The sequence below is a fragment of the Massilia eburnea genome, assembly GCF_009720745.1.
GTDB lineage: Bacteria > Pseudomonadota > Gammaproteobacteria > Burkholderiales > Burkholderiaceae_D > Rugamonas > Rugamonas eburnea.
Genome location: NZ_WNKX01000005.1, coordinates 99297 through 119756 on the forward strand (window position 1 = coordinate 99297; position 20460 = coordinate 119756).

General features: G+C 58.4%; 22 protein-coding genes. 9 read left to right on the forward strand and 13 right to left on the reverse strand.

All coding sequences use genetic code 11. The features are described from left to right. Positions 1–3: 3 nt before the first annotated feature. The 5 genes from GM658_RS08245 to GM658_RS08265 are packed head-to-tail and all read right to left on the reverse strand — an operon-like array spanning position 4 to position 6814. On the reverse strand, positions 4–435 hold the full coding sequence (locus GM658_RS08245) for a MarR family winged helix-turn-helix transcriptional regulator (RefSeq protein ID WP_155453539.1): 432 nt from the start codon (positions 433–435) through the stop codon (positions 4–6). Then, a complete protein-coding gene (locus GM658_RS08250; protein WP_155453540.1) occupies positions 432–1031 on the reverse strand; it encodes an RrF2 family transcriptional regulator in 600 nt (199 codons plus the stop codon). Before GM658_RS08250 ends, GM658_RS08245 begins: the two co-directional genes overlap by 4 nt. After that, complete coding sequence (locus tag GM658_RS08255) at positions 968–2437, reverse strand: efflux transporter outer membrane subunit (RefSeq protein WP_155453541.1); 1470 nt, start codon at positions 2435–2437, stop codon at positions 968–970. Before GM658_RS08255 ends, GM658_RS08250 begins: the two co-directional genes overlap by 64 nt. Further along, positions 2438–5611: an efflux RND transporter permease subunit gene (locus GM658_RS08260; RefSeq protein ID WP_155453542.1), complete on the reverse strand. Its 3174-nt coding sequence runs from the start codon at positions 5609–5611 to the stop codon at positions 2438–2440. A 3-nt stretch (positions 5612–5614) separates the two neighbouring features. Further along, positions 5615–6814 (reverse strand): efflux RND transporter periplasmic adaptor subunit, encoded by a 1200-nt coding sequence (locus GM658_RS08265; RefSeq protein WP_155453543.1) that lies wholly within the window; start codon positions 6812–6814, stop codon positions 5615–5617. A 207-nt stretch (positions 6815–7021) separates the two neighbouring features. Here GM658_RS08265 and GM658_RS29755 point away from each other — a divergent pair, with 207 nt between their 5' ends. Continuing rightward, the gene (locus GM658_RS29755) at positions 7022–8977 is read left to right on the forward strand and encodes an acyltransferase family protein (protein WP_155453544.1); all 1956 of its coding nucleotides are present in this window, start codon (positions 7022–7024) and stop codon (positions 8975–8977) included. Positions 8978–9225: 248 nt separating this feature from the next. On the opposite strand, the gene GM658_RS08275 is transcribed toward GM658_RS29755, so the two are convergent. Continuing rightward, positions 9226–10152 (reverse strand): M20/M25/M40 family metallo-hydrolase, encoded by a 927-nt coding sequence (locus tag GM658_RS08275; RefSeq protein ID WP_155453545.1) that lies wholly within the window; start codon positions 10150–10152, stop codon positions 9226–9228. A gap of 345 nt (positions 10153–10497) precedes the next feature. After that, positions 10498–10929 carry a mercury resistance transcriptional regulator MerR gene (gene merR, locus GM658_RS08280; protein WP_155453546.1) on the reverse strand — a complete coding sequence of 144 codons (432 nt, stop codon included), beginning with the start codon at positions 10927–10929 and terminating at the stop codon, positions 10498–10500. 45 nt (positions 10930–10974) lie between these two features. On the opposite strand from merR, the gene merT reads away from it, so the two are divergent. Genes merT through GM658_RS29250 form a run of 3 tightly spaced genes read left to right on the forward strand, consistent with a single transcriptional unit; the run spans position 10975 to position 11863 of the window. Then, complete coding sequence (merT, locus tag GM658_RS08285) at positions 10975–11346, forward strand: mercuric ion transporter MerT (protein ID WP_155453547.1); 372 nt, start codon at positions 10975–10977, stop codon at positions 11344–11346. A 14-nt stretch (positions 11347–11360) separates the two neighbouring features. Beyond that, positions 11361–11645 (forward strand): mercury resistance system periplasmic binding protein MerP, encoded by a 285-nt coding sequence (gene merP / locus GM658_RS08290; RefSeq protein ID WP_155453548.1) that lies wholly within the window; start codon positions 11361–11363, stop codon positions 11643–11645. Further along, on the forward strand, positions 11642–11863 hold the full coding sequence (locus GM658_RS29250) for a GDCCVxC domain-containing (seleno)protein (protein ID WP_170298732.1): 222 nt from the start codon (positions 11642–11644) through the stop codon (positions 11861–11863). The genes merP and GM658_RS29250 overlap by 4 nt, the downstream gene beginning before the upstream one ends. A 176-nt stretch (positions 11864–12039) precedes the next feature. On the opposite strand, the gene arsH is transcribed toward GM658_RS29250, so the two are convergent. From arsH to GM658_RS08315, 5 genes are read right to left on the reverse strand one after another with little or no spacing between them, the layout of a single operon-like run. Continuing rightward, positions 12040–12753, reverse strand: a complete 714-nt coding sequence (arsH, locus tag GM658_RS08295) for an arsenical resistance protein ArsH (RefSeq protein WP_155453549.1) — start codon at positions 12751–12753, stop codon at positions 12040–12042. Positions 12754–12756: 3 nt separating this feature from the next. Further along, positions 12757–13479: an MIP/aquaporin family protein gene (locus GM658_RS08300; RefSeq protein ID WP_155453550.1), complete on the reverse strand. Its 723-nt coding sequence runs from the start codon at positions 13477–13479 to the stop codon at positions 12757–12759. Then, positions 13476–13976, reverse strand: coding sequence for an arsenate reductase ArsC (locus GM658_RS08305; RefSeq protein WP_155453551.1), 501 nt, complete (start codon positions 13974–13976; stop codon positions 13476–13478). Before GM658_RS08305 ends, GM658_RS08300 begins: the two co-directional genes overlap by 4 nt. 11 nt (positions 13977–13987) lie before the next feature. Next, complete coding sequence (locus tag GM658_RS08310; RefSeq protein ID WP_155453552.1) at positions 13988–14467, reverse strand: arsenate reductase ArsC; 480 nt, start codon at positions 14465–14467, stop codon at positions 13988–13990. Then, positions 14464–14790, reverse strand: a complete 327-nt coding sequence (locus GM658_RS08315; protein WP_155453553.1) for an ArsR/SmtB family transcription factor — start codon at positions 14788–14790, stop codon at positions 14464–14466. The genes GM658_RS08310 and GM658_RS08315 overlap by 4 nt, the downstream gene beginning before the upstream one ends. Positions 14791–14924: 134 nt before the next feature. Here GM658_RS08315 and GM658_RS08320 point away from each other — a divergent pair, with 134 nt between their 5' ends. The 5 genes from GM658_RS08320 to GM658_RS08340 are packed head-to-tail and all read left to right on the forward strand — an operon-like array spanning position 14925 to position 19284. Beyond that, entirely contained in the window at positions 14925–15242 is a 318-nt protein-coding gene (locus GM658_RS08320; protein ID WP_229416819.1) for an ArsR/SmtB family transcription factor, read from the forward strand. A 52-nt stretch (positions 15243–15294) separates the two neighbouring features. Next, entirely contained in the window at positions 15295–15735 is a 441-nt protein-coding gene (gene arsN2 / locus GM658_RS08325) for an arsenic resistance N-acetyltransferase ArsN2 (RefSeq protein WP_155453554.1), read from the forward strand. Between the two features lie 17 nt (positions 15736–15752). Further along, positions 15753–17183: an FAD-dependent oxidoreductase gene (locus GM658_RS08330; protein ID WP_229416820.1), complete on the forward strand. Its 1431-nt coding sequence runs from the start codon at positions 15753–15755 to the stop codon at positions 17181–17183. A 15-nt stretch (positions 17184–17198) separates the two neighbouring features. Continuing rightward, complete coding sequence (locus GM658_RS08335) at positions 17199–18092, forward strand: sterol desaturase family protein (RefSeq protein WP_155453555.1); 894 nt, start codon at positions 17199–17201, stop codon at positions 18090–18092. Positions 18093–18102: 10 nt separating this feature from the next. After that, positions 18103–19284 (forward strand): MFS transporter, encoded by a 1182-nt coding sequence (locus tag GM658_RS08340; RefSeq protein WP_155453556.1) that lies wholly within the window; start codon positions 18103–18105, stop codon positions 19282–19284. A 390-nt stretch (positions 19285–19674) separates the two neighbouring features. On the opposite strand, the gene GM658_RS08345 is transcribed toward GM658_RS08340, so the two are convergent. Further along, positions 19675–20454, reverse strand: coding sequence for a plasmid recombination protein (locus GM658_RS08345; protein WP_155453557.1), 780 nt, complete (start codon positions 20452–20454; stop codon positions 19675–19677). Between the last annotated feature and the right edge of the window lie 6 nt (positions 20455–20460).

Consider the following 20460-nt stretch of genomic DNA (forward strand, 5'->3'; position numbering starts at 1 on the left):
GGACTAAGTCCTGTCGCTCTTGATACTTAGCAGGATTTTGCGAAGCGCCGCAGCCTCATCCCGGCCAAAGGAGGCTTCAAATTCAGCCTGCGCATCCCGCCAGTGGGCTTCAGCTTCGGAAAGCTTTGCCTCGCCATCCTTGGTGAGGGAGAGCGACTGTTTGCGGGCCAGGTCCGGGGCCGGTTTGAGCTGCACCAGGCCGTCGCGGTTCAGTGGCTGAATCGCGCGCAGCGCCACGGTACGGTCCATGACCATGGTTTCCGCCAGCTCCTGCATGGTGATGCCTGGACGATTGTGAATCGCGCGCAGAATGCTGTACTGGGTTGAGGTGATGCCTGCCTTTTCAATATGGCGGTCGTAAATGATGGACACCGCTCGCGTCGCCTGGCGCAAGGCAAAATAGTTGCATGCTTCCCGTTTAATTTCTTTGCTCATGCCGCCATTTCCTTAAGCGCCGCATCCCGGTGACGGATATCGTCCAGGAGAGAGGATAAGGGGCGCGCTGCCAGGCGCGCTTCAAAGCCTTCATGCGCATCATCCAGTACGCCAGCCATGCACCCTTTGAAATGGACGCTGACCATGCATTTTTCAAGCACGTTGTAGCTGTGGATTGCAGGTGCAGCCGGCGCCTGGCTGGCGCGATAGATGTCCAGGAGGCTGATTTCGCGGGGGCTGCGCGCCAGGGTGCACGCGCCGTTCTTGCCTCGGCTTGTTGCCACCAGGCCCGCTTTCGCCAGCTTGGCAACGGTGCGCCGAACGAACGTAGGTTCGGCGTTGACGCTGCTCGCCAGCACGGACGATTTGACGTCGCTTCCGTAGTGCATGCCTAAAATTGCAGCGACATGGGTTGCGACGGTAAATTGCACATTCTTGATTGACATGATTACGCTGATTGCCCTCTTCAAATGTGAGTTTAACCGAAGCCCGGCGACTGTCCCAATCCTGGAGCAGCCGCCGGCGCACCCGGTCAGCGCAGCGCGAAGGCAGTCCTCTCTGGCTGTGGCGCCGCAGTCGCCTCCGCAGCATCCCATCCTCCACCCAGCGCACGGATCAGCGAAACCGTCGTGACGGCACGATTGCCGCGCAACTGAACGGCGCTACGCTCCACCGCAGCCAGGTTGCGTTGCGCGTCCAACAGCTCCAGGTAGCTTGATCGGCCAGCGCTATACAGCTTTTGCGCCAGGTCGGCCGAGCGGCGGGCGGAGAGCAGCGCCTCCTCGATTTCCGCAGTTTGTCCCGCCAGTACGCGCAATCCGGCGAGATTGTCTTCAACCTCTGCAAATGCCGCCAGAACGCTCTGGCGGTAGGATGCCACCGACTCTTCCAGTGCGGCTTCGCTGCGCGCCACGTTGGCCTTGTTCCGCCCACCGTCGATCAGCGGAGCCGCCAGCATCGCGCCCAGGAGCCATGCCTGGCCGCCAGAGCTGAAAATGCTCGACGCGACGCTCGATGCGCCGCCGCCGGAAGCACCGATGTTCAAGGACGGGAACATGGCTGCCCGCGCCACGCCGATCCGGGCATTGGCCGCTTCCATGCTGCGCTGGGCGGCCACGATATCCGGGCGCCGTTCAAGCAGGGTGGACGGCAGTCCGGCAGGGATCGCCGGCAGCTTGGCTGAATCCAGCAGCGGGTTTGGATCGGCGTAGAAGCTCGATGCTGGCACGCCGAGCAAGACCGCCAATGCATGTTCAACGGTGGCGCGCTGGCGCTGCAAGCTGACCGCTTCCGCACGCGTGGTCGATAACTCGGTTTTTGCACGGGAAAGGTCGAATTCGCCGATATCGCCCAAATCGAAGCGGCGCTGGTTCACCTTCACGTTCTCTTCGCGCAAACGGACTGTTTCGGCGAGCGTCTCCAGTTCGGCATCGGTGGCGCGCAGGCGGAAGTAGGCCTGCGCGACATCGGCTTGCAGGGAGAGCAGCACCGAACGATATGCCGCCTGCGAGCCAGCAGCATCATTGCGCGCAGCGGCGACATTCGATGCCACCCGTCCAAACAGGTCTACTTCATAGCTCGCTGTCAGGTGGGCGGAGTAGGTCGTTCCTGGCGCGCCGCCCGGAGTTTGCGCTCGCTGGGCGCCGGCATCAATGCCAACCTGCGGCATACGGTCGGATTCGGCGATGCCCGCAATGGCGCGCGCCTGCTTGACGCGAGCGGCTGCCTGGGCGAGGTTGGCATTGTTGGCGGTGGCTTCCGCGATCAGGGCGGTGAGCGCACGGTCTTTGAAAGCCAGCCACCATTCGCCTCGGGGCTGTTGTTCAGCCGGCCGTGCCTGCTGCCAGCGCGAGCCATCTGGCGCGACAAGCACGCCGGGCTTGGCTTCCTTGAATGCCAGTGGCACGGGGACGTCCGGCTGATTGAATGCCGGAGCGGCGCACGCCGTCAGCAGCAGCGCGGCCAGGATGGGCGCAACGCCCTTTGCAATCATCGAGTTCATTTAAAGGGCTCCTTCGATTTGAGCTGGCGCCGCGACTTTCTTCGATGCGAAGCGCTCAGCCACGGTGCGCAGCAGGACATAGAACACAGGTGTCAGGAACAGGCCAAAGAAGGTCACGCCCAACATGCCCGCAAATACGGCCACGCCCATGGCATGACGCATTTCCCAGCCGGCGCCATGCGAGAACACCAGCGGCACCACGCCCATGATGAAGGCGATGGAGGTCATCAGGATTGGACGCAGGCGCAAGCGCGAGGCTTCCAGTGCCGCCTGGACAACCGTGCGGCCCTGGTGTTCCAGCTCACGGGCGAATTCAACGATCAGGATGGCGTTCTTCGATGCCAGCCCCACCAGCACGAACAATGCAATCTGCGTGAAGATGTTATTGTCGCCCGCAGTCAGCTTCACGCCGATCAGGGCGCTGAGGATTGACATTGGAACGATCAGGATCACGGCCAGCGGCAAGGTCCAGCTTTCGTACTGCGCGGCCAGCACCAGGAACACCAGCAAAACACAAACCGGGAACACAAAGATCAGCGTATTGCCGGCGATGATGTCCAGGTAGGTCAGCTCGGTCCACTCGTAGCTGATACCGTTTGGCAGCGTGTCGTTGGCCAGTCGCTCCATGGCGGCGCGTGCCTGGGAGGTCGAGTAGCCTGGAGCAGGGTTGATGTTCAGGTCCGCAGCCACGTAAGTGTTGTAGCGCTGTACGCGGTCAGGACCATAGCTGTCGCTGATCTTCATCAGTGACGACAGCGGAATCATCTCGCCGCTATTGCTGCGAACCTTGAGTTGCGCGACATCTTCCACGCGTGAGCGGAACTGGGAATCGGCCTGCACACGTACCTGGTAGGTACGGCCAAACTGGTTGAAGTCGTTCACGTACAGCGAGCCGAGGTTGATCTGCAAGGTCTGGTTAATGGTCTGCAGCGGCACACCCAGTTGCTTCGCCTTGATGCGGTCGATATCGCCATACAGCTGCGGCACGTTGACCTGGTAGCCAGAGAACGCGCCGACCAGCTCCGGTGCGGTGCGGGTCTTTTCAATCAGCTGCTGCGTGGCCTTGTACAACTCGTCGTAGCCCAGGTTGCCGCGGTCTTCCACCATCATCTTCAGGCCACCGATGGTGCCCAGGCCGTACACTGGGGGCGGCGAAAAGACGCGGATAAACGCATCCTGGATGGAGCCGACGCGCTTGTTGATTTCAGAGGCAATGCCTGGGCCGCTGGTTTCCTTTGTAGTGCGGGTCCGTGGCGGCTGTTCGCCCACGAACACGATGCCCTGGTTTGGCGCGGTCGTCAGGTCGTTCACCGAGAAGCCAGGGAAAGCAACCGCGTTGCGCGCGCCTGGAACACCCAGGGCAATCTTGCCGGTGCGTTTGATCACGTCCTGCGTGCGTTCCAGCGATGCCGCCTCCGGCAGCTTTGCGAAGCCAACCAGATAGCCTTTGTCCTGCGATGGTACAAAACCACCTGGCACGACTTTGAACATCAGGGCCGCGGCGGCTACCAGGATAAGGTAGAAGCCAACCGAGGCCGCCTTGCGGCCCAAAACGCCCTTGACCCCACCTTCATACTTTTCCGAAGAGCGGTTGAAGAAGCGGTTGAAGCGAGCGAAGAAACCGCCCAGGACCTTCTCCATGATGCGGCTCAGCGCATCCTTTGGAGCGTCATGTGGTTTCAGCAGGGCTGCCGACAAGGCAGGAGCCAGGGTGAGCGAAGAGAACGCAGAGATGACGGTCGAAATAGCGATCGTCAGTGCGAACTGGCGGTAGAACTGGCCAGTCAGGCCGGAAACGAAGGAGATCGGCACGAACACAGCGCACAGCACCAGCGCAATTGCGATGATCGGGCCGGAGACTTCTTTCATGGCCTGGATGGTCGCATCGCGCGGGGCAAGGCCGGCAGCAATATTCCGTTCGACGTTTTCAACGACCACAATCGCATCGTCCACCACAATACCGATGGCAAGCACCAAACCGAACAAGGTAAGCGTATTGACGGAGAAGCCGAAGCCCAGCATCACTGCGAAAGTACCAACTACCGATACCGGCACGGCCAGCAGCGGGATGATGGAGGCGCGCCAGGTTTGCAGGAAGACGATCACCACGATCACAACCAGGACGATGGCCTCGAGCAGGGTATGGATCACTGCCTCGATGGATTCGCGGACAAACTGGGTTGGGTCATAGGCGATGCGGTACTCCAGGCCCTTCGGGAAGTCCTTTTTCAGCTCTTCCATTTTGGCGCGAACATCGGCGGAGATTTGCAGGTCATTGGCGCCGGGGGCCGCGTAGATGACCAGTGCGGTCGCCGGTTTGTTGTCCAGCAGGGCGTTCAATGCATAGGAGCCTGCACCCATTTCAATGCGGGCCAGGTCCTTCAGCAGCGTCACGCCGCCATCCTCATTGGTCTTGACGATGATATTGCCGAAATCTTCGACAGACTTCAGGCGGCCTTTGGTGTTCAGCGTCAGCTGGAACTCGCTGTTCTTGCTTGGCGACGCGCCGACGACACCGGCGGCCACCTGCAGGTTCTGCTCGCGAATGGCATTGGTCACGTCGGTCGCGGTCAGGTTACGCGCTGCGACCTTCTGCGGGTCCAGCCAGACGCGCATGGCGTAGTCACCGGAACCGTTAAGGATCACGTCCCCCATGCCGGACAGGCGCGCCAATTGGTCCTTGACGTTGATCACCGCGTAATTACGCAGGTACAGGTCATCGTAAGTATTGTCCGGCGAGACCAGGTGCACTACCATCGTCAGGCTTGGTGACGACCGCACTGTGGTCACACCCAGCTGCCGCACTTCGTCCGGAAGTCGGGGCAGGGCGCGCTGGACGCGGTTCTGGACTTCGGTTTCGGCTTGCTTGATGTTGGTGCCGGTCTTGAAGGTCACCGTGAGCTTGAGCGCGCCGTCCGAGGTGTTTTGTGAAGACATATACAGCATGTCTTCCACGCCGTTGATTTGTTCCTCCAGCGGAGCGGCGACCGTCTCAGCGATGACTTTAGGATCGGCGCCTGGGTACTGCGCACGCACCACCACCGATGGCGGCACCACGTTCGGATACTCGGAAATTGGCAGCTTGAAGATCGAGATCAGGCCGCCGACGAAGATGATGATCGACAGGACCGCGGCGAAAATCGGCTTGTCTACAAAGAAGCGGGAGAAGTTCATGATTTACCCCTTGGCGCCGCCGCCGGCCGCTTTGGCTTGTGCTTCCGCATCCATCCCCACAATCTCAGGGGAGACCGGAGCGCCTGGGCGCACGCGCTGCAAACCGTTGACGACGATCTTTTCACCCGACTTCAGGCCGGAACGCACAATGCGCAGGCCATCAATCGTCTGGCCAAGGACCACTTCGCGGTATTCCGCCTTGTTTTCCTTATCGATGACGTAGACAAATTTGCGGCTCTGGTCAGTACCGACGGCGCGCTCGGTGATCAGCAAAGCGTTGGTGTTAGGCCTTCCGTCGCTGCTCGATTCAATCTGAACGCGCGCAAACAGGCCAGGCACCAGCAGGTTGTCTTTGTTGGGGAAGACAGCGCGCATGCGGACGGCGCCGGTCTTCACGTCAAGTTTGTTGTCGACGAATTCCAGCTTGCCCTCGTGCGGGAAACCCGTCTCGCTGGCCAGGCCAATGCGCACATTGACCTGCTTACCGCCATGCGCCAGGGCGCCGACGCGCAAGTAGGTGGACTCGTCGCCGTCGAAGCTCGCATAGATCTTGTCATCCGAAACTACGGAGGTCAGCACCGCGCTCGGGTCGATCAGGTTGCCGACAGTGATTTCCGCTTTGCTCGCGCGGCCGTCGATCGGAGCGATGACCTGGGTGTAGCCCAGGTTGAGCTTCGCGTTGCTGTATTGCGCCAGTGCCGCACGCGCATTGGCATCCAGTTCTTTCAGGTTGGCGGAACGCTCGTCGAACTCGCGCTGCGCAATCGCTTTATCGGCCAAGAGCTTTTCCGCACGCGCCAGTTCCAGGCGCGCGAGGTCGGCTTTCGCTTGCGCCGATGCCGCTGCAGCTTGTGCGCGATCGGCTTCCGCCTGGAAGGGGCGGGGATCGATCACGAACAGAACCTGCCCCTTTTTCACCTGGCTGCCCGGCTGGAAATTCACGGAGGTGATATAGCCTGAAACGCGAGAACGAATATTCACGTGCTCTACGGACTCCATCCGGCCGCTGAATTCCTGGGTCTCGGTGACGGGCTTTTCAACCACGACTGCGGCCGTGATAGGGGGAGCTTTCGGTGCAGGCGGCGCATCTTTGCTGTTCGCATCGACGCAGCCGCTAAGCGACGCTGCGATCAAGCCGGCAGTCGCCAGTACCGCTGCGACGGGGCGCAGAAAGATGCGCGAGGGTTGGTTCTGTCCTTGCATATTTAACTCCGTGATAACTGTGCATATGCACATATTGGGTTGTAAAAAATGCGCAGACACGCTGCCGTGTTGCGCTAATAATTGTGAGTATAATCGTCGCAAATGAAAAGTCAATGCATGAATTGGCCTGCTCTCGGGACGAATCATAGTTCTTGATGGAAAGATTGGATAAACGTAGAATCGTTCTTTTCTTAAACGAAAAGCACTGTGGATTCGACCCTTATCTCTCGGCCCGGTTATCGAAGCGATATCGATGGATTAAGGGCTATCGCAGTCATGGCGGTCGTCTTTTTTCATGCATTCCCCAGTTCGCTCCGCGGTGGCTTTATCGGCGTGGACGTTTTCTTTGTTATCTCGGGCTTCTTGATTTCCGGGATCGTTTTGGACGGGCTGGAGCGGGGGACCTTCACCTTCAGCGATTTCTACCAGCGCCGCATCAAGCGCATTTTTCCTGCACTGTTTCTGATTCTCGCCGCATGCCTGGCCCTGGGCTGGTGCTTGTTGATGGCCGACGAATATAAGTCGTTGGGCAAGCATATCGCGGGCGGTTCGGTATTCGCATCCAACTTTATCCTCGCGAAGGAAGCCAACTATTTCGGTGCGGCGGCGGACTCGAAGCAACTGCTCCACCTTTGGAGCCTGGCGGTGGAGGAGCAGTTCTACATTGTCTGGCCCCTGGTTTTGTGGCTTGCCTTCCATCGCAAATGGAACTTCCTGCTGATTAGCTTGTTAGCCGCGATGGCTTCCTTTTACCTGAACATCAGGCAGTCGGGAATCGATCTGACCGAGGACTTCTATGCCCCACAGACACGTTTCTGGGAGCTGATGTTTGGCAGCGCTTTATGCTGCGCGATTCGCCAAATTCCGGCAGAGCGGAAAGAGGGCGGCAATGTCATACCAGGCTGGGCATCCATCGTGGGGGTGGTCTTGCTGGCTTGTGGGTTTGGCCTGTTGGACAAAGAGATCGGCTTTCCCGGCAAATGGGCGCTCGTTCCCGTGCTTGGCGCGGTGCTGATCATTTGTGCAGGTCCCAACGCCTGGGTCAACAAGGTTGTCTTGTCAAACCGGGTGCTGGTGTGGATTGGTTTGATCAGTTTCCCTCTTTACCTTTGGCATTGGCCGTTGCTTTCCTTCCTGAGCACATTTCTAGGAGGTACGCCCACTGTTCAATTGCGTTTTGCCGCCGTTTTGCTATCTGTTGCGTTGGCATGGTTCACCTATCGATTCATTGAAATCCCGGTGCGTTTTGGCGTGTTCGGGAAAACAAGGGTCGCTTTGCTCGCCGTGCTTGTTGGCGTAACTGGCATCCTGGGCTTGATTGTTTATTACTGGAACGGATTCCAATCCAAAGGCGCGGATGAATTTATCAGCTACTACAGCGAAATGAATGAGACGATTCCAGGGAGTGCTATGCGCAAAGCATATCGGCATGAGTGCAATTTCCTGGACGTCGATCAGGAAGTCGCCGGTGTTCATTATGTGGCAAGAAGCGAGATCTCCAGCAACTGCTACACGCGCGACTTCGCAAAAAGCAAATCGATCTTCCTTTGGGGCGATTCGCATGCGCAGCAGCTTTATTTCGGCTTGTCGCGCCAACTGTCGGATGACTGGCAAATTCTTCAGGTGGCGACGTCCAATTGCGGCGTACTCGCCAATCATCTTGATGGCACACGCAAGTCGGCGCTGTGTGCGAAGTCAAATCAGATGGCCAAAGAATCGATTGCAAGGGCAAAGCCAGATGTTGTTCTAGTTTCCCAGGTTGTTCCGCTAAGTGCTTCCGAAGCCGCCCAGGTTAACAAGCAGGTTCTGGAGTTGGGCGCCAAGCACGTAATATTTGTCGGGCCGGTAACGCGCTGGCAAACAGACCTGGTCAAGCTCGTTGCGCGCAAATACATGATCCATACGCCGAGGTACACCTTCAGTGGGTTGAACATGGCGATGTATGAGACCAATACCGAACTGAAAAAAGCTTACGCCGAAGCGAACATCAATTATGTCGACGTGATGTCCTTGATGTGCAATGAAGATGGCTGCCTGACTTATCTTGGCGACGATGTACGAAAGGGTTTGACCGCTCGGGACTACGGGCATTTGCTGCCAATGGCCTCGGACTTCGTTGCCAAGAACTTGCTCGTGCCGCAGATCTACAGGATCGACTCGTAGTCCGGAGTGACGGTAGCGGCATGCGGCATCCCCGAATGAATAACGCCGTCACTTGGCAGGCGTTGTGGCAAGAGCCAGTGCCAGGTCTGTCATTCGGACAAGCGAGCCGAGTCTTTGAGAAAGATCAATACGAAACATCGACCGAATTTCGAACTTGAGATTCGTCAAATGCGAGCGCTATCTGTCCGAATGACAGACCTGGTACCGAATCATGGTACCTAATCATGGTACCGATTCATGGTACCGAATCACCACCAGCTACGCTTCGCCTTCACTTCGTCGAGGTGCTGATCCAGTACGGTGGCAGTATCAACGATCAAGTGGGCCGTTTTGGCGAAGAAGTCCTGCTGGATGTGCTCGAAAGTGTCGCTCGGCTGATGATAGTCCGCATGATCTTCCACGCCGAACATGAGGAAGGGAATGTCTTCATCGTTGAAAGGCGCCTGGTCGGAACTGTCGGTCCAATTGTCGCCGTGCGCGAAAAAGGAATCGTGCCCGTATCTGACCGCGACGGTGCTGCGTGCGGCGGCTTGCTGCACTAGCGGCTTGAAGTCGGAGCGCTTGCTGATGCCCGCGACATATATCTCATTTTTATCGTTGCGGCTCACCATGTCCAGGTTCAGGTTCATGACCACCTGCTCTTTCGGCACGGGCAGCGCGCTGACAAAATAGCGTGAGCCCTTCATGCCCAATTCCTCCGCGTCGAAGGTGACAAAAAGGATCGAATGTGCGGGCGGATGCGGCTTGAACCAGGCTGCTGCTGCCAGCATCACGGCGACGCCGGAAGCGTTATCGTCAGCGCCTGGATAAAGTTTTCCTTTGCGTGAGCCAAGGTGGTCGTAGTGCGCGCTAATCACGAGATAGCTTTTGGGTGAACGGGTACCGGGGATATAGCCCATCAGATTGACGCCGTTTTCGGTTGTCCTCCAAAACCTGCGCGTGAAAGTGAAAGCCTGTTCATAACCGGAGGGGAATGCTTTGATGCCGACGGCTTCGAAGCGCTTGCGAAGATAGGTGCGCGCTTTATGGTTTCCGCCCGTGCCGGTAGCGCGACCGCCAAAATCGGTGGACGCCAGGATGCGTACATCGTCTAGCAGCTGTTGTTGGTCCAGCACGATTGATTGTGCGATCGCGCCGCTAGTGACGAAGAGTAGGCTAAAGATAAAGATTTTCATTTTAACAACTATAGCTCGGATTGGCGCCGATGGGGGGATCAAGGCTGAGCTTGCCGTGAGCCGCTGACGCGGCGCGAAATCGCTTTGCGATTTCGAGAATAGGCGAATCGAAGAGCCGTCCGTTTGGAAGCGGACGTCCAGCCAACTCTGCGCTTATGAGCAAAGAAAAAGGGCCCCAAGCTTGCGCTTGGAGCCCATTTTCTTTGTTCGGTGGTGGAGACGGCGTCTACCGTACAAGTTGGCTTCCATAGAATGAAAATTGCGGGAACTTATCGGTTCGCTCCAAAAAATACCACCATAAGTACCACCATTTCAAGCCGCTTGAGGGGGGCCGGTAACCTTCGCTTAAGCGCGGGTGCCGGTGCTTCGCGGTTGATGGTGCAGTGATTCGATCAAGGGGCATTTGACACTCCCGGTTGCCTGCCCGCAACTGAGTACGAGCTGGTCCAGCGCTGCTTCGATTCCGCGCAGATCGGCAATGCGCTGGCGGACGTCTCGCAACTTCTGCGCGGCCAGATCGCGGGCCTCCACGCAGTGCGTCCCATCGTCCAGTTTCAGCAGTTCGGCAATTTCGTCCAAAGAGAAGCCGATCCTCTGAGCGGACTTTATGAACTGTAAGCGTGCCAAGTCTGAATCGGTATATCGCCGAATGGCACCGTGCATCCGGTCCGGTTCTGCCACCAATCCTTTGCGCTGGTAAAAGCGAATGGTTTCCACATTAACACCAGTGGCCTTGGCCAAGGAGCCAATCGTGAAATCTGCGTTGTTCTTGCTCATTTTTGATCTTGATTCCGTACTTATGTACGGAGGTAAGATTACCCCATGAAACTCAAAACTCCAACCGCACGAAGCGCTTTATCAGGCCGCATCGGCCTGTTTTCGGCGGGCGTGGCTGCCATCCTGGCCTCATCTTGCTGCCTTGGCCCGTTAGTATTGTTGATGCTCGGTGTGTCCGGTGCCTGGATAGGGAATTTGACCCTGCTGGAGCCGTACCGACTTTACTTCGTTGGGCTTTCATTCATTGCGTTGGCCGGGTCGTGGCGGCGAATCTGGCGCCCTGCCTCGTCCTGCGAAACGGGCGAAGTTTGCGCGACCACCCAGGTCCAGTGGTCCTACCGAGTGCTTTTTATTATGGTTGCTGTGCTTCTTTTCGTCGCACTTAGCTTCCCTTGGATTGCACCCTGGTTTTACTAAAGAGGAAATTGATCATGCAGAAAGTCATCGTTGCTGTTGCCCTATCCGTGCTGTGTTCTGTGTCCTGGGCCGCGTCCAAGGTAGTTACCCTGTCGGTGCCGGGAATGGACTGTGCAACGTGTCCTATCACCGTAAAAAAAGCCCTGGGGAAAGTGCCAGGTGTTGTAGCAATCGAGGTGGAATTTGAGAAGCGTGAAGCAGTTGTTACCTTCGACGATACCAAGACCTCAGTCGCCGCGTTGACGCAAGCAACCGAAGCCGCTGGCTATCCGTCCAAACCTGTCGGAAGCGCAAAATGATTGATGTTGTCCTGGAATCGCTGCTGACCTGTCCTGCATGCGGGCATGCAAAACTGGAAACGATGCCCGTGAACGCATGCCAGTGGCACTATGAGTGCGAAAGCTGCCACATCGTTCTGCGGCCTAAGCAGGGCGATTGCTGCGTGTTCTGCTCTTACGGCACCGTGGTTTGTCCACCAATGCAAAACCCTGAGGGCGGTTGCTGCGCTAAACGATAGTGCTGGGGCGCAGCTGCTGTGGTGTCCTGTCGCTGGAATTAGCGGCGCAACACGTTCGGCTTGATTCCGTTGGGTTGGGTCAATTCCAGTCGCGCTTGGCGGATATTGTTGCGGACGTTCGCAGGGTATCGCCGAAATTGGCGATACCTGCTCGTTAACACGGCCTGCCGCGATTTCTAAAGCTGTGTGATTTGTCGGTTGATCGCTTTGACGGCACGTTCGTTACGTTCGCTATAGCGGTCGGTCAGGTAGTCCGTGCGGCCACGCATCAGTAATGTGAACTTGAACAGCTCCTCCATCACGTCCACAACGCGGTCGTAGTAGGCGGAAGGACGCATACGCCCCGCGTCATCGAATTCCTTATATGCCATCGGCACCGAAGACTGGTTCGGGATCGTGACCATGCGCATCCAGCGGCCCAGCAGGCGCAGCGTGTTGACCACGTTGAACGACTGGGAACCGCCGCACACCTGCATCACCGCCAGCGTTCGGCCCTGGCTCGGACGCACTGCGCCTTGTTCAAGTGGTATCCAGTCAATCTGGTTTTTCATGACAGCAGTGATCGCGCCGTGGCGCTCGGGGCTGCACCAAACCTGACCTTCCGACCACAGGCACAACTCGCGCAGTTCCACCACCTTTGGGTGCGTTTCGGGAACGCTCCCAACCATCGGCAGTTCCATCGGGTCGAAGATTTTCACTTCGGCGCCGAACTGCTTTAGGATGCGCGCTGCCTCGTAGGTCAGGAAGCGGCTGAAGGAGCGCTCACGCAACGAGCCATACAGCATCAGGATGCGCGGCCGGTGGGTCATGTCACCTTGCGGCGCCAGCTTGTCGAAGGTAGGAACGTCAAGGAGTTCAGCCTTGATGTTCGGAAGATCAGGGATGCTCATGTATCACGGCTTTTCTAAGGAATCGGCAAAATCGCCGGGTGCTACAGTGCCACCGACAGTCGCATCGGCTGGTGGCGCAGGATACAGCCAGCAGAATAGGGTGGTTGCCGCGGCCATACCCGCCAGTTGGGCTACGATGAAGCCCGGTGCATCGACAGGACGGATACCGGCAAACGTGTTGCTTGCAGCGCGGGCCAAGGTCACAGCCGGATTCGCAAAGGAAGTCGAGGATGTGAACCAGTAGGCGGCGGTGATGTAGGCAGCAACGGCGAACGGTGTGATCGATGGACGGCTGCGCGAACAGCCAATAATTACGCCGATCAGGCCAAAGGTGGCGACGAACTCACTCCACCACTGCGCCGGGCCTGAGCGGACATGCTCGGAAGCAAAGAACAGCGGTTCGCCGAACATGCCGTGAGCGGCTGCGACACCGGCAAATGCGCCAATGATCTGCACGACAATGTACGGCAGCACTTCCGCAGCCGGTACATTGCGCTGCCAGGCTTCCGACAGCGTCACTGCCGGATTGAAGTGCGCCCCGGAGATAGTGCCGAACATCAGGATTAAGGCGACCAGACCAGCGCCGGTGGCAATCGTATTGGCCAGCAAGGCCACGGCCACATTGCCTCCAGACAGGCGTTCGGCCATGATGCCGGAGCCGACGACGACGGCCAACAGGATGGCAGTACCAAGGGCTTCGGCGGTAAGACGACGGGACAGCGTCATGCCTTCACCTCGCCAATACGAGCCAGTTCGCGCTTCAGTGCCAGCTTATCCAGCTTCTCCACGGGGAGACTGCAGAATATGTCCAGACGGGTCTTAATTTCGCGGCATACAGTGGCGAAGACGTGGCGTACTTCATCGTCGGTGCCGGTTGCGGTTGCCGGGTCCGTAAAGCCCCAGTGCGCAGTGACAGGCTGGCCAGGCCAGACAGGGCATACTTCACCGGCTGCACGGTCGCAAACAGTGATGACGAAGTCCAAGGCAGGCGCGTCAGGCTTGGAAAATTCTTCCCAGGACTTGCTGCGCATGTCCGCCACCGAATACCCGACCGCCTTGGCCTGTTCAATCGCAAACGGGTTCACTTTCCCGGTTGGGTGGCTGCCCGCGCTGAAGGCTTGGAAGCGGCCGCCGCCAATGGCGTTTAGGATGGCCTCTGCCATGATGCTGCGGGCGGAGTTGCCGGTGCAAATGAAGAGGACGTTGTAAGTCTTCTGGCTCATGCCGTTCTCCATCAAGGCAGCAAGGTACCGATGCGTTCCAGCTCGGCCTTCATGCGCGCTGGGTCATTTTTCAGTTCTTCCAGCGGCAGCGCGAAGAAGGTTTCGATGCGGTGGCGCAGGATGCGGTAGGCCTTCATGAAGGCCGCGTCGATTTCTTCATCGGTGCCAGTTGCGTGGGCAGGGTCTTCCACGCCCCAGTGGGCGCGCATCACTGGGCCAAGGTAGGCCGGGCAGGTTTCGCCAGCGGCACTGCCGCAAACGGTGATGACGATGTCCGGTGTGACCGGCAGGTTGTCCCACGACTTGCTGTGGTAGCCCGCCGTCGAAATGCCTTCGCGTTCCAGCAGGGCCAGTGAGCGAGGATGGACGTAACCGGCAGGCTTGCTGCCAGCGCTGATAGCGTGCCAGCCAGCTGGGGCCAGGTGGTTGAAGGTCGCTTCGCCCAAGATGGAGCGGCAGGAGTTGCCGGTGCAGAGAATCAGTACGTTCATGGTTTGCAGGATTTGATGGTGGTGGAAGGAGCGCAGCTTTGGCCCGCGCAGCAGTTATCGGTCAGATAGGACAGCACACTGTTCATGGTGTCGAAGTTCGCGCTGTAGTAGATGAAGCGGCCTTCCTGGCGGGACTCGATCAGTCCCGCATTGGTCAGCTCTTTCAGGTGGAACGACAGCGAGGACGGGGCCACGTCCAATTCTTCGGCGATCTTGCTTGCGGCAAGTCCCTCTGGCCCGGTTTGCACCAGCAGGCGGAACGCGCCCAAGCGCGATTCTTGGGCCAGTGCGGCCAGCGCGGCAATTACGGCTTTGGTTTCCATGTGTGATGTCCTGTCCTTTATCGTCGTTGGCCCGATTATGGCACATTGATACGACGTTTCAAAGAATATCGAAATATCTTGACAGCTTGATGACATGGGGAATATTCTTCGTTCGTCGATTGACGAATTGCCTGATGAACATGATTAGCTGCTGCACCCCAAACACGAAAACTGACCTGCCTGAGCTGGATGTCGATGAGCTGGCTGCGCTGTGCAAGGCGCTCGCCCATCCTGCGCGGGTGCAGCTACTGCGCTATCTGGCGGCTTATGGCGCGTGTTACTTCGGCAGCCTGACCGATGTGTTGCCTTTGGCTCCATCAACCATTTCGCAGCACGTCACTATCCTCAAGCAGGCTGGACTGATCCTTGGTTCTGCCGATGAACAGCGGGTCTGCTATTGCGTCAATCCCGAACGGCTGGAGCAGTTGAAGAAGCTGATCGGTTGTCTTTGAAAATTTTTTACTTATCTATTCGTAATTCGACGAATTAGAAATGGAGCGATACATGAAAAATGAGATGACCTTCCGTCCGGCGACGCCTGCCGATTGGCCTGGAATCGAGGAGCTGCTGGTTGCGGCAAGGCTTCCTTTGGAAGGCGCTGCGGATCACCTTCAAAACTTCGTAGTGGGCGAAGTTGGTGGTCACCTGTTGTGCACTGGCGGCTTCGAGCAGTATGCCGTGACAGCGTTACTGCGCTCTGTCGCGGTGGATGCCAGCTTGCGCGGCACCGGAGTGGGACAGCAACTCCTCCAGAACCTACGCCTTCAGGCAAAAGAACGTGGCGTCGTCGAGCTGTACCTGCTGACCACCACCGCTGCTGCCTTCTTCAGCAAACGAGGCTTTAGTGAGATTGCCCGCGCTGATACGCCTTCAGCCCTGCAAGCATCCCGTGAATTCCAGGGCGTATGCCCGGCATCGGCGACCGCCATGGTTGCCAAGCTCTGATCGAAAGGAACAACATCATGATGACCTTGAACGGACTTCCAGTTGCAGTGCTTGGCGCTGGCCCTGTGGGCTTGGCCGCAGCAGCTCACTTGATTCAACGTGGCCTGCGCCCACTCATCTTTGAACGAGGCGATGAAATCGGCGCAAACCTCAACACCTATAGGCATGTGCGACTCTTCTCGCCTTGGCAGTACAACATTGATAAAGCGGCGCGTAAACTGCTGGAACTGAGTGGCTGGCGTTCACCGGCACACGATGGCCTACCCACCGCTGGCGAACTGTTGGAGGCGTATCTTACCCCGTTGGCCGAGCTGCCAGAGATTGCGTCGGCCTTGAAGCTGGGGCACAAGGTCATCCAGGTGACACGACAGGGTTTCGACAAGGTGAAAAGCCGGGGGCGAGAACAAGCGCCGTTTGTTATCCGAGTGGTGGGGCCGAATGGTGAACGCGACTATCATGCGCAAGCCGTGATTGACGCCACCGGGACGTGGGCGAACCCGAACCCCTTGGGTGCAAATGGCCTGCCGGCATTGGGTGAACTTGGCTTGGCAGCACAAATTGCTTACGGTATGCCTGATGTTGCAGGGATCGACCGCACCACTTACGCCGGGAAGCGCACGCTGGTCGTCGGTGCGGGCCACTCCGCAGCCGGCACGTTGCTGGCGCTGGCAGACATCGCGGAAACCGTGCCTGGCACGTCCATCGTGTGGGCGACTCGCGGCGATCAATTGGCGCGGGTGTTCGGTGGCGGCGACGCCGATGGCCTGCCAGCTCGCGGCCAACTGGGCCTGCGTCTGAAGTCGCTGCGAGATTCTGGCAAGCTGGAATTGCACACTAACTTCCGCATGACCGCGTTGCATCAGACCACTGAGGGCATCCAAGCCGTTGGCGAGGCGCCAAACGGCGAGCAGGTAGCCATCGACGGCATTGATCGCATAGTTGCTGCGACTGGAGCGCGCCCTGACTTGACGCTGACCCGCGAAATGCGTGTTCGGCACGATCCTTGGCTGGAGAGTACCGATGCACTGGCCCCGTTAATCGATCCGAATGAACATAGCTGCGGTACGGTCCGTCCACACGGCCATCGTGAGCTGGCCCACCCTGAGCCGGGCTACTACGCGGTCGGCGCCAAGAGCTATGGGCGCGCCCCGAATTTTCTCATGGCGACTGGTTATGAGCAGGTTCGTTCAGTGGTGGCGAGTCTGGTTGGTGATATGGCCGCAGCTGATGACGTGCAGCTGGACCTGCCAGAAACAGGCGTATGTAACACCCACTTCGCCTACGACGGTAACGCTGCTTCGGAGCCGGGTTGTTGTGGCGGACCCGCCGTCGATGCAAGTTCGGCTTGCTGTGCGCTGGATGAGACAGAGAAAGCACAGGGCCGTTTGGGTTGTTCAACGTTGTCATCGTGCGCCCCTGCTCCCAAAGCCAGCGCTTGCTGCGCTTAAAGAGGTGGAGGCGTTATGTTTAAAACCCTGGGTGCCCGGTATTTCCTTCCTGCGGGCTTAATGCTTAGCGTAGGCTCGTTCCTTGGCGCGAAGACTTTTGGCATCGACCTGGAACTTGCGGTGGTTGTCCCGAATGTCCTGATCCTGATTGCCGCCGCATTTGCTGAACGATATCTGCCATATCGGATCGGCTGGACTGCTAACCAAGGGGACCTGCGCGCCGACGTCACCAGCGCGACATTGCTTTTCGCTGTGATCGATCCCTTGCTGAAGTGGATGCTGCCGGTGGTGTTGCTTGCGGTGGTAGGACCGAGTGTGCAGGCCGCTGGCTCGGCACTCTTTCCAATTGAGTGGCCGTTTCTCGCGCAGGTGGTGCTCGCAGCCGCGATTGCCGAGTTCACCAGCTATTGGTCGCACCGCTTGCATCACCGCCTGCCCGCCCTGTGGTGGTTGCATGCACTGCATCACAGCAGCGAGCGCCTGTACTGGTTGAATAACTTCCGTATTCACCCGCTGAACTATGGGATTAACTACGTGCTCGGGTTCGCGCCGCTGCTGCTGATCGGAACGCCGAACGACGTCATCTTTGGGTACTTGGCTTTGACCTATCCAGTCCTGATGCTGCAACACGCCAACCTGCCGCTGCGAAGCGGTTGGCTGAACTATGTGTTTAGCACCAACGAGGTTCACCGTTGGCATCACGCGGACAATGCTAAAGAGGGTGATCGCAACTTTGGCAGGGCGCTGGTAATGTGGGACATAGTGTTCGGCACGTTCAGATACAGTCCGAAGGAAAATGATCCCGTAGCAGTGGGACTGTACCAGCCATCCCAATATCCAGCGCGTTCGTCGTTCGTGCAGCAGGTGTTATCCATGTTCATGCCAGGCTGCTGCCGGGCGGCGCTATGAAAGGGCGGTAATGCAAAACCGGAAACCCATTGCCATATTGGCGGTTACACAGATTACCTCCTGGGGCATGCTGTACTACGCTTTTGGCGTGTTGGCGACCCGAATTCAAGCCGACCTCGCGCTATCGGCCAGCCAGACCTTTGGTGCGTTTTCATGGTGCGTGCTGGTAGCCGGACTTGCGGCGACGCCAGTCGGGATTGCGATTGACCGGCATGGCGGGCGCTGGATCATGGTGCTGGGTTCTGTTGCGGCGGCGGTGGGGCTGTGGGTTATGGCTTCGGCTGGCTCATTCAGCGGTTATGTGGTGGCATGGTCCGTACTCGGAGTGGCCATGTCGCTGACCTTGTATGAGGCGGCTTTTGCTACGCTGAACAGGTTGGTGATGAGTGATGCTGCAAAGGCAATTTCGACGGTGACCTTAGTGGGCGGGCTTGCCAGCACGGTCTTCTGGCCGTTGACCGAAGCGTTGGCAACCCGGGTCGGGTGGCGCGACACCTTGATGATATATGCTGTTGTGCAGGTGGTCTTGTGCATGCCACTGCATTTCATGCTTGGTGGCCAACACCATGAACATTTGGGTAGCTCTCCGCACGCTGGCGTGACGCTGCCGCAGGCCGTGCGGCAGCCGCAATTCTGGCTTTTGGTTGGGGCCTTCGCGTTCAATGCCTTCATTTTCTCAGCGTTGTCTGTTCACCTGATTCGTGTCATTCAGACCCTAGGGCATGGCATGGAATTGGCGCTTCTGCTGGTGGCTCTGATTGGCCCGATGCAGGTCATCGGGAGGTTGTTGGAGCGCACCTGGGGCGCCGGCACGCCGCCTGCCGTCATTGGCGCGTACACGTTTGCCGCATTGCCTGCCGCACTGCTTGCGCTCGCGCTGTTCGGCAAGTACGCATACGCGGTTGGCGTGTTCAGCATTCTGTACGGGCTAAGTAACGGTGTCCTTACGATTCTGCGAGGGACGTTGCCTGCGGCGATGTTTGGCCGCAAGCAGTATGGCGCGATTTCCGGCGCACTGGCGGCACCAGCATTGTTGGCAAAGGCAAGTGGCCCGCTAGTGTTCGCTATGGCGTTGGACCCTTCCGGCACGCCACCGGCGCTAATGCCCCTGGCCGGGATATCGGTTTTTTCGTTCGGACTCTTCGTCCTTGCGGTCAGGTGTCGAGCAGGATGGCGGACTGCCGAGGCGTGAGGGCAATCGACGGCCCTGTTTTCTCGCGTGTAGACGGTGCGTACTGAAATGCGTACTGCGTACCCAGGTGGCCGCGCAACAGAAAAACAACGCCCTTTACGCGAGAATACGCTGATGGTGCGCACCCTGCGGCTCTCGCGTAGAGGGTGCAAACCTTGCTGCAAACCAGGTTCAAGTTCGATGAAGTCGTGGCTCAAAATTGAGCCGCATATTCAGCCCCGGCTTATGCTGACGCTCCAAATTTGGACCGTGAGTTTTCGACTGTTGGCGGGACCCGTTGCACGGCTTGTCTTGCCCCGCCAGCCCCCTCCTGTGTCGGTACGGCAAATCTGCTAACACAGGATAGGGGTTTTTCCGAGGTGCGTTACACCGCGCCTTTCCTCTTAGAGTTTAAGCGGCGATATCGGCGGGGCCGTCATCGTGCTGGTCGTTCTGGCTATCCAGCATGCTATAGACAACGTTTGCCAGTTTGTCCGGGGCCACCTGGATCATTTCGATGAGCGCGTTGGCTACTGGCGCTGCGTTCAGCAAGTCTGGCTTGGCCTGGAGCGCTGCAACCAGTTCGGATGACTGTTTGCGGCGCGTCTTGTAGGGGACCTTCTTGCGGGTGACGCTGCGTGGCACGTTGTACTTGGCCCCAACCTTGCGGTACAGGTCTTCATGCAATGCAGCGACTGCGCCGCGATCACCGAACAGCTTGCTGCCCAGCCAGATGCCATCACGCAGTGGCAGCAACAGGACGTGGCAATGCGGCATGGGTTGGTCGAAGTGGCAAACGGCGCTGAGGATTGGTACCCCGTAGTAGCCAGCGAGCCAATCCACGCAATCACGGAAGTACTCGGTAGCGGTCTGCTTCATGGCGGGGTCCAGGGAGAATACTACTTCGGCCCCCATCGTCGCGTTGACACGGGTGACCGCTACTTCGGCTGCGTCCATCAGCTTTTGCGCTTGCGATGCGACCTCGTCAGCGCTGTGTGCGCCGCGCAGGATGACGTTCAATTCGCTGAGGTGATGATTGATGTTGCCGGTTTCGTGGTCGTGGCAAGTGGATTGGAATTCGCGCAGGTTGTGACGGGCGCAAACGTGCAGGACTTCATCGTTGCTGCTGGCGCGGGTCGTCTTGCGGCTAAGGGTCTTGATGCGCATGACGGTTGCGGAGTTGGTGGCCATGGTAAA

Bases quoted from the DNA above. Each gene is read 5' to 3' on its own strand.
- GM658_RS08245 (WP_155453539.1), bottom strand. From the start codon at position 435: ATGAGCAAAGAAATTAAACGGGAAGCATGCAACTATTTTGCCTTGCGC.
- GM658_RS08250 (WP_155453540.1), bottom strand. From the start codon at position 1,031: ATGGGATGCTGCGGAGGCGACTGCGGCGCCACAGCCAGAGAGGACTGC.
- GM658_RS08255 (WP_155453541.1), bottom strand. From the start codon at position 2,437: ATGAACTCGATGATTGCAAAGGGCGTTGCGCCCATCCTGGCCGCGCTG.
- GM658_RS08260 (WP_155453542.1), bottom strand. From the start codon at position 5,611: ATGAACTTCTCCCGCTTCTTTGTAGACAAGCCGATTTTCGCCGCGGTC.
- GM658_RS08265 (WP_155453543.1), bottom strand. From the start codon at position 6,814: ATGCAAGGACAGAACCAACCCTCGCGCATCTTTCTGCGCCCCGTCGCA.
- GM658_RS08275 (WP_155453545.1), bottom strand. From the start codon at position 10,152: ATGAAAATCTTTATCTTTAGCCTACTCTTCGTCACTAGCGGCGCGATC.
- merR (WP_155453546.1), bottom strand. From the start codon at position 10,929: ATGAGCAAGAACAACGCAGATTTCACGATTGGCTCCTTGGCCAAGGCC.
- merT (WP_155453547.1), top strand. From the start codon at position 10,975: ATGAAACTCAAAACTCCAACCGCACGAAGCGCTTTATCAGGCCGCATC.
- merP (WP_155453548.1), top strand. From the start codon at position 11,361: ATGCAGAAAGTCATCGTTGCTGTTGCCCTATCCGTGCTGTGTTCTGTG.
- GM658_RS29250 (WP_170298732.1), top strand. From the start codon at position 11,642: ATGATTGATGTTGTCCTGGAATCGCTGCTGACCTGTCCTGCATGCGGG.
- arsH (WP_155453549.1), bottom strand. From the start codon at position 12,753: ATGAGCATCCCTGATCTTCCGAACATCAAGGCTGAACTCCTTGACGTT.
- GM658_RS08300 (WP_155453550.1), bottom strand. From the start codon at position 13,479: ATGACGCTGTCCCGTCGTCTTACCGCCGAAGCCCTTGGTACTGCCATC.
- GM658_RS08305 (WP_155453551.1), bottom strand. From the start codon at position 13,976: ATGAGCCAGAAGACTTACAACGTCCTCTTCATTTGCACCGGCAACTCC.
- GM658_RS08310 (WP_155453552.1), bottom strand. From the start codon at position 14,467: ATGAACGTACTGATTCTCTGCACCGGCAACTCCTGCCGCTCCATCTTG.
- GM658_RS08315 (WP_155453553.1), bottom strand. From the start codon at position 14,790: ATGGAAACCAAAGCCGTAATTGCCGCGCTGGCCGCACTGGCCCAAGAA.
- GM658_RS08320 (WP_229416819.1), top strand. From the start codon at position 14,925: ATGAACATGATTAGCTGCTGCACCCCAAACACGAAAACTGACCTGCCT.
- arsN2 (WP_155453554.1), top strand. From the start codon at position 15,295: ATGAAAAATGAGATGACCTTCCGTCCGGCGACGCCTGCCGATTGGCCT.
- GM658_RS08330 (WP_229416820.1), top strand. From the start codon at position 15,753: ATGATGACCTTGAACGGACTTCCAGTTGCAGTGCTTGGCGCTGGCCCT.
- GM658_RS08335 (WP_155453555.1), top strand. From the start codon at position 17,199: ATGTTTAAAACCCTGGGTGCCCGGTATTTCCTTCCTGCGGGCTTAATG.
- GM658_RS08340 (WP_155453556.1), top strand. From the start codon at position 18,103: ATGCAAAACCGGAAACCCATTGCCATATTGGCGGTTACACAGATTACC.
- GM658_RS08345 (WP_155453557.1), bottom strand. From the start codon at position 20,454: ATGGCCACCAACTCCGCAACCGTCATGCGCATCAAGACCCTTAGCCGC.